Origin of the sequence: Paraconexibacter sp. (genome assembly GCF_041602235.1) — a bacterium.
In the GTDB taxonomy this organism is placed as follows: domain Bacteria; phylum Actinomycetota; class Thermoleophilia; order Solirubrobacterales; family Solirubrobacteraceae; genus Paraconexibacter.
This window is the reverse complement of sequence record NZ_JBFIGP010000225.1, coordinates 1-6,346: the sequence shown is the minus strand read 5'-3', so window position 1 is coordinate 6,346 and position 6,346 is coordinate 1. Positions and strand designations below refer to the sequence as shown.

5 protein-coding genes and 1 pseudogene are annotated in these 6,346 nt (G+C 72.0%); all 6 read right to left on the bottom strand.

The genetic code is table 11. The features are described 5' to 3' along the window. A pseudogene (locus ABYE80_RS15580) lies at window positions 1-185 on the bottom strand (carbohydrate ABC transporter permease); the annotation flags it as partial. Further along, the gene (locus tag ABYE80_RS15575) at window positions 185-1,087 is read right to left on the bottom strand and encodes a carbohydrate ABC transporter permease (protein ID WP_372791216.1); all 903 of its coding nucleotides are present in this window, start codon (window positions 1,085-1,087) and stop codon (window positions 185-187) included. The pseudogene ABYE80_RS15580 and the gene ABYE80_RS15575, both read right to left, overlap by 1 nt. Next, window positions 1,087-2,352, bottom strand: coding sequence for an extracellular solute-binding protein (locus ABYE80_RS15570; protein WP_372791215.1), 1,266 nt, complete (start codon window positions 2,350-2,352; stop codon window positions 1,087-1,089). The genes ABYE80_RS15575 and ABYE80_RS15570 overlap by 1 nt, the downstream gene beginning before the upstream one ends. Window positions 2,353-2,408: 56 nt before the next feature. Further along, complete coding sequence (locus tag ABYE80_RS15565; protein ID WP_372791214.1) at window positions 2,409-3,893, bottom strand: alpha-amylase family glycosyl hydrolase; 1,485 nt, start codon at window positions 3,891-3,893, stop codon at window positions 2,409-2,411. A gap of 5 nt (window positions 3,894-3,898) precedes the next feature. Further along, a complete protein-coding gene (locus ABYE80_RS15560) occupies window positions 3,899-4,753 on the bottom strand; it encodes a class I SAM-dependent methyltransferase (protein ID WP_372791213.1) in 855 nt (284 codons plus the stop codon). Between the two features lie 10 nt (window positions 4,754-4,763). Continuing rightward, window positions 4,764-6,346 (bottom strand): PKD domain-containing protein (locus tag ABYE80_RS15555; RefSeq protein ID WP_372791212.1); only part of this gene is annotated, 1,583 nt, incomplete at its 5' end.

Sequence of the window (6,346 nt, the reverse complement as noted above, 5' to 3'; positions counted from 1 at the left end):
CCGCCCTCGAACAGGCCGGAGTAGTTCTCGAACGTGATGTCCTTCGGGATGAAGGAGCCGTCGCCCACCGTCGCCGGCGTCTTCAGCGACAGCGACAGGATCCAGACGACCGGGATGAGGGCGAACAGCAGGACGGCGACGAGCCCGATCGTCCAGAGCGCGTACTCACGGCTGCCGCGTTCCATCAGGCCTTCTCCCCCTGCCCGGCGGGCACCGATGCGCCGAGCAGGCGCACGAAGACGAACGCGACCGCGAGCACCATCAGGAAGATGAGCACCGAGACCGCGGACCCGAGCCCGAGGTTGAGCCGCGAGATGAGCTGGTTGTAGCCGAGGATCGACACCGATTCGGTGTCGAGGGACCCGCGTGTCATCACGAAGATCGAGTCGAAGACCCGCAGCGCGTCGAGCGTGCGGAACAGCAGGGCCACGAGCAGGGCCGGCTTGAGCAGCGGCAGCGTGATCCGGAAGAAGCGCTGGCGGGCGGTCGCGCCGTCGACCTTCGCGGCCTCGTAGAGACCGTCGTCGATCGTCGCGAGCCCGGCGAGCAGCAGCAGCGCCATGAACGGCGTGGTCTTCCAGACCTCGGCCATGATGATCACCGCGAAGGAGCTGAACCGCTCGCCGAACCACGCCTTGTCGTCGGCGATCAGCGGCAGGTTGTTGACGAACCCGCTGCCCGGGTCGAAGGCGAAGAACCAGGCGAACGCGGCGACGACCGTGACGATGCCGTAGGGGATCAGGACGGCGGTGCGCACCATTCCCCGCCCGAAGATCGCGCGGTGCATGACCAGCGCGAGGGCCATGCCGAGCACCAGCTCGATCGAGACGGAGATGACGGCGATGAAGAACGTGTTGAAGACGCCCTGCCACCACAGCCCGGAGGACAGCACCGACCAGTAGTTGTCGAGCCCGACGAAGCCGCCCTCGTCGGGGAAGCGCAGGTCGATCTGCTGGACGCTGAGGACGATCGCGTAGACGATCGGGTAGAGCGTCACCAGCAGCATCGCGATGACCGCCGGCGCGCACAGCAGGAGCCCCAGGCGGCGCTCGTCGCGGGCGCGGTCGCTGTGGCGCGCGGTCGCCATCAGAGGAGCCCCTCCCGCTTGATCGCCTTCTCGACGTTCTTGCGCAGTCGCTCGTACGCCGCCCCGGGGTTGTCGGGGTCGATGTCGGTGGGCGGACTCAGGGCGCGCTGGATCGCGAGCGACAGGTCCTGGTAGGCCGGGGACTCCGACGGTCGTGCCCGGGCATCACGGATCGAGTCGCGGATCGAGTCGGCGAAGCCCGGGTAGATGTCCTTGATCTCCGGGCGCTCGTAGAGGTCCGCGCGGACCGGCGGCAGGCCGCCCAGCTCGGCCACCTCGAGCTGGTTCTCGGGCTTCACCAGGCACTCGGTCGCGGCGAACGCCTCGTCGGGATGCTTGGAGAACGCGGACACCCCGACGTTGATGCCGCCGATCGGCGGGGCGCTCGGCGTCCCGGCGACGACCTCCGGCAGCTTGGCCGCGCCCATGTGCTCGAACACCTTGGGAGCGTTGGACTTCGCCGACGGGTAGACGAAGGGGTAGTTGATCATGAAGGTCGAGTTCCCGGCCTCGAATCCGAGGCGCGCGGTGTCCTCCGTGGACGTGGCGATGTTCGGCGCCGCCACGCGTGATCTCGCCAGGCGGCCCATGATCGCCAGTGCCCGCTCGGTCGGCTCACGCTCCAGCGCCACCGTGTCCGGGCCGGAGACGATCGAGGTGCCGGCGGAGGCGATCATCCAGCTCGCCCACACGGTCAGACCCTCGTAGCGGTTGCCCTGCACCTGGATGCGGCCCTTCGCCGGACCGATCCGCTGTGCCTCGTCGAGCATCTCGTCCCAGGTCCGCGGCGGTCCGTCCACGCGGTCGGTGCGGTACCACAGGAGCTGGGTGTTGGACCAGACCGGGACCGCGTAGAGCTGATCCTCGAAGCGTGCGGTGTCCAGCACGCTGTCGAAGACGCCGCGCGACACGACCTGCTCCGTCGCGGAGGGCACCTTGCGGATCCAGCCCGCGTTGGCGAACTCCCCGGTCCAGATGACGTCCATGCCGATCAGGTCGATCCCGTCGTCCTCGGCGCCGAGGCGACGGACCAGCTGCTCGCGCTGCTGGTCGGCCTGCGCCGGCAGGTACTCGAACCGGATGCGGTAGCGACCCTGGGACTCCTGCGAGCAGCGGTCCGCGATCTTCTGCGGTGCGCCGCTGGGCTCGTTGAAGATGAACCACGTCAGCTCGACGCCCCGCCCGTCGGAGTCCTCGCCCCCGCATGCCGCGAGGCCGACCGCGAGGGCGGCTGCGGCCATCAGGGCGACGGTCCCCTTCCTCATGGCCGCCGTATACCTCGTGCGGTCCGTCACGAAACCTGGGTCCGGGCGCGGGCGGATCAGCCTTCGACGATCAGCCCCTCCCCCGGTCCGAGCGTCACGCCGTCCACGCGCGCGCCCGCCGGGTGCCGGCGGGCGTCCGTGGCGCGCACGACCGTCCCGGACAGCACGACGCGGCGCGCGTGCGCGCCGAGGTTGACCGCCACCACGTGACGCCCGCCTCGTCGGTAGGCCAGCACGTCGGCGGCCAGGTCCAGGAACTCCAGCCCGGGGCCGAGGCGGGGTCGTGCCGCGATGAGGTCGCGGTAGAGCGCCAGCATCGAGTCCTCCGCGTCGCGCTGCTGGGCGACCCCACCGCTCTCGACGGGTACCGCGGGCAGCCACGGGGTCCCGGTGGAGAAGCCTCCGGACGGGGCCTCGGCGTCCCAGACCATCGGATGGCGGTGGGCGTCCCGGCCGTAGCGGTCCACCGGCGGATCGCCCCCCGGCCCGTCGGCCATGCCGAGCTCGTCCCCCTGGTACAGGAACACGACCCCCGGCAGCGTGAGGATCAGCATCGCCGCCGCTCGCAGGGCGCCCGGACCCACGCGGTCCGGCAGCCGCGGGAAGTCGTGGTTGGAGAGCACCCACGCGAGCCTGCCGTCGGGCCCGCCGGGATCGAGCGCGCCCGCGATCGCCGCGCGCAGCGCCGGGACCGTCCAGTCGGACTGCAGCAACTCGAAGGCGAACGCGACGTCGACGTGCGCCATGTACGGACGGACCTCCGAGGCCCGGAGGTACACCTCGCCGACGAGGAACGCGTCCTCGCCGGCGCCCGCCCGCAGCGAGCGCAGGGCCTGTCCGATGTCGGGGGCGTTGCGGCTGTGCCGGTGCTCGAGCCGCGCGGAGTCCGGGTGCTCGTGCAGCCCTGCCCCACCCTGCCTGGGCGGATCGTCCCGGAGGTCGGGATCCTTCATCAGGCGGTCGATCGCGTCGAGCCGGAAGCCGTCGACCCCGCGCGCACGCCAGAAGGCCAGGACGCGGGCCATGGCCTCGTGCACCTCCGGGTTGCGCCAGTCGAGGTCCGGCTGCTCCGGGTAGAAGGAGTGCAGGTACCAGCGGCCAGTCCGCGCGTCGCGCGACCACGCGGGTCCGCCGAAGGTCGCCACCCAGTTGTTCGGCGGTCCCGTCCCGTCGTGCCAGACGTACCGCTGGGGATGCTCGCGGAACCAGGGATGCTCGATCGACGTGTGGCACGGCACGACGTCCAGGAGCACCCGCAGACCACGCTCGTGCGCGGCATCCACGAGCGCGTCGAGGTCGGCCAGGGTCCCGAACCGGGGATCGATGTCGGTGTAGTCCGCGACGTCGTAGCCACCGTCGGCCATCGGCGACGGATAGATCGGAGACAGCCACAGCGCGTCCACGCCCAGATCCTCCAGGTGCGCCAGGCGGTCCGTGATCCCCGCCAGGTCCCCCTCGCCGTCCCCGTCGGAGTCCTGGAAGGACCGCGGGTAGACCTGGTAGACGACCGCGTCGGTCCACCAGGCGTCCTGGCCGGACATGGTCCTCAGGCGCCGGCGGCGGCGACGAGCGCCCGCGCCGGGATCGAGATCGACCCGTCCCCCGCGGTGAACTGCGCGAGCTCGGCGTCGACCGCGTCGCGGAGCTCGTAGTGCGCGGCCGGCGACAGGCCGGAGGTCGCTCCTCGCAACGAGGGCGAGCAGTGCAGCTGCTGCTGCCACCACGCCTCGGTGTCGGGAGCCGTGAAGCTGAAATCCACCGCCTCCACCTCGACATCGTCGAAGCCCACGCCCCAGAGCAGCTCGGCGAGCGCATCGGGATCCGCGAGCGCGAACGGGCCCGGCACATCGTCGGGTGCGGCGGGGAGCACCCCGAGGCGGACGAGCAGCCGTCCCATGGACCACGGGTTGCGGTCCGGCGCGGCCCACGTCGCGATCGCGATGCGCCCCCCGGGGCGCAGCGTCCGGCGCGCTTCGCGCAGGGCGGATTCCGGATCGGCCAGGAGCATGACCCCCCAGCGGCACAGGATCGCGTCCAGCGACGCGGCACCGCGATCGATCCACTCCGCGTCCATCAGGACGAACTCGACGTTGTCGAGGCGCAGTTCGGCCGCCCGCGCCCTGGCCACGTCGAGCATCGCCTCGGCGGTGTCCGTGCAGATCAGCGTCCCACCGGGTCGGATCAGCTCGGCCGCGAGGAACCCGGTGTCCCCCGGGCCGGCGGCGAGCTCGAGGACGGTATGGCCCGGCTGCGCGCGGATCGCGTCGATCATGCGGTACGAGACGGGGGACGCATCGCGCTGGAAGCTCTCGCGAGCCGCGCCCCAGCCGGCCGCGGCCCCCTCCCACCGGGCGCGGCTGTCCGCGCGGAACTGGTCGGCCTGCTCGGGCGGGATGGGCATCACGCCGACGCTAGCTGACCCTGAGGATGATGCTGCGGCGTCGCGGCTTGGAGGTCGTCCCCGTCCTGTCCGTCGCACGGACGATCAGCTGGTAGGTCCCAGGCCGCAGCTTCGGGTAGGCCCGCGTCCGCAGCTTGTAGCTCCACAGGCCGTTGCTGAAGCCGATGCGCGTGTAGCGCGGTCGCGCACACGACAGCGACAGGGCCCGGTTCTTCCTGAGGTCGAAGAAGACGCACCGCTTCGAGGCCGACGCACGCCCCGAGGTCCTCTTCCCGGTCTTGGAGGACGTCTTCTTCCTGGACTTGCGCGCGAGCCGCACGCGGCGGATCGCCAGCTCCACGGTGGCCACGCCGGAGGCGTCCTGCACCGTGCCCGTGAACCGGATCGCCCGTGCCTTGCGCCGGGTGACCCGACGCCGCTTGCCGTTCTTCACGACCGTCCGGCGGCTCACGCTGTACATGCGCAGCACCCGGCGCGACAGCGGCGACCCGATCACCACGGCCGGCATGACGCCGTCCGCGCCGGGCGGTCCGACCGTGATCACGACGGAGGCGACGGCGGTGCTCGCGGTGCCCTGCGCGTCGACGACGGCGAGCCGCGCGGTGTAGGTCCCGGGCGTGGCGTAGACGTGGCTGGTCGTCGGGGACGAGGTCCGGACGTCCGGGGTTCCGTCCCCGAAGCGCCACACGAAGGTCGCGACCCCGCCTCCGTAGGCGGCCTCCGCGTCGACCGAGTCCGTCCCGTCGAAGGTGACCGTCTCCCCCGCGGCGATCGTCGTGCGGTCGGCCTTCAGCACCGGGACCGGTGGAGCGTTGACGAACTCGTCGGACCCGAGATCGGTGGCGGGCCCGGTCTGGCGGGGCTCGCCGTCGATGTCGCGGTCGGACTCGCCGGGGCCGACGGCTCCCCCCTTGTCCACGGCCGGCGCGTTCAGCCGCAGGTGGAAGTTGCGCGCGGCCGGATCGAGGAACAGCTGCGCGGGGGTGCTCGACTGGTTGCCGGTCCCGGAGATGGTGGTGCTGCCGTCGGCGCCCGACCCGGAGGGCGTGACCGCCGCGTCGGAGTTCGAGACGTCCACCTTGACCGTGTTGGCCGCGCCGAACGGCGTGCTGCCCGGGAAGTTCGTCGCCGTGACGGCGCCCTGCACGATCGACCGGTCGGCCGTGACCGTGACGTTGCCCGCGGGGTTCGGTGACGGGAGCGCCGGACCGTCGGCGTCCGCCGCGACGGTGATCGCCTTCGCGCTCCCGGCGATCGTCGCGTGCACCATCGTGACGACCACGTCGCCCGCCGCGGATGTGGCCGGCAGCGACCCCGGGGACGTCGTCACGGCGAGCCCGGCGCCCGTCGCTCCGGCGGACAGCGTCGAGGAGTCGATGGCGACCAGCTTGGTGACGGCGCTCGAGGACGCCGAGGTGATGTCGAGCGCCGCCACCGGGCCGCGGGAGGCGTACAGCGTGCTCCGCAGGATCCGGCTGGCGACGGGCCTCGTGTCGTCGTTCCCGGTGCGGTCCGCACCGCGGATCGACACGGCCGGCCCCTGGCGTGCCCCGGACACGACGACGGTGTCCTGGAGCACCAGGGACGACACGT

Bases quoted from the DNA above. Each gene is read 5' to 3' on its own strand.
- ABYE80_RS15575 (WP_372791216.1), bottom strand. From the start codon at position 1,087: ATGGCGACCGCGCGCCACAGCGACCGCGCCCGCGACGAGCGCCGCCTG.
- ABYE80_RS15570 (WP_372791215.1), bottom strand. From the start codon at position 2,352: ATGAGGAAGGGGACCGTCGCCCTGATGGCCGCAGCCGCCCTCGCGGTC.
- ABYE80_RS15565 (WP_372791214.1), bottom strand. From the start codon at position 3,893: ATGTCCGGCCAGGACGCCTGGTGGACCGACGCGGTCGTCTACCAGGTC.
- ABYE80_RS15560 (WP_372791213.1), bottom strand. From the start codon at position 4,753: ATGCCCATCCCGCCCGAGCAGGCCGACCAGTTCCGCGCGGACAGCCGC.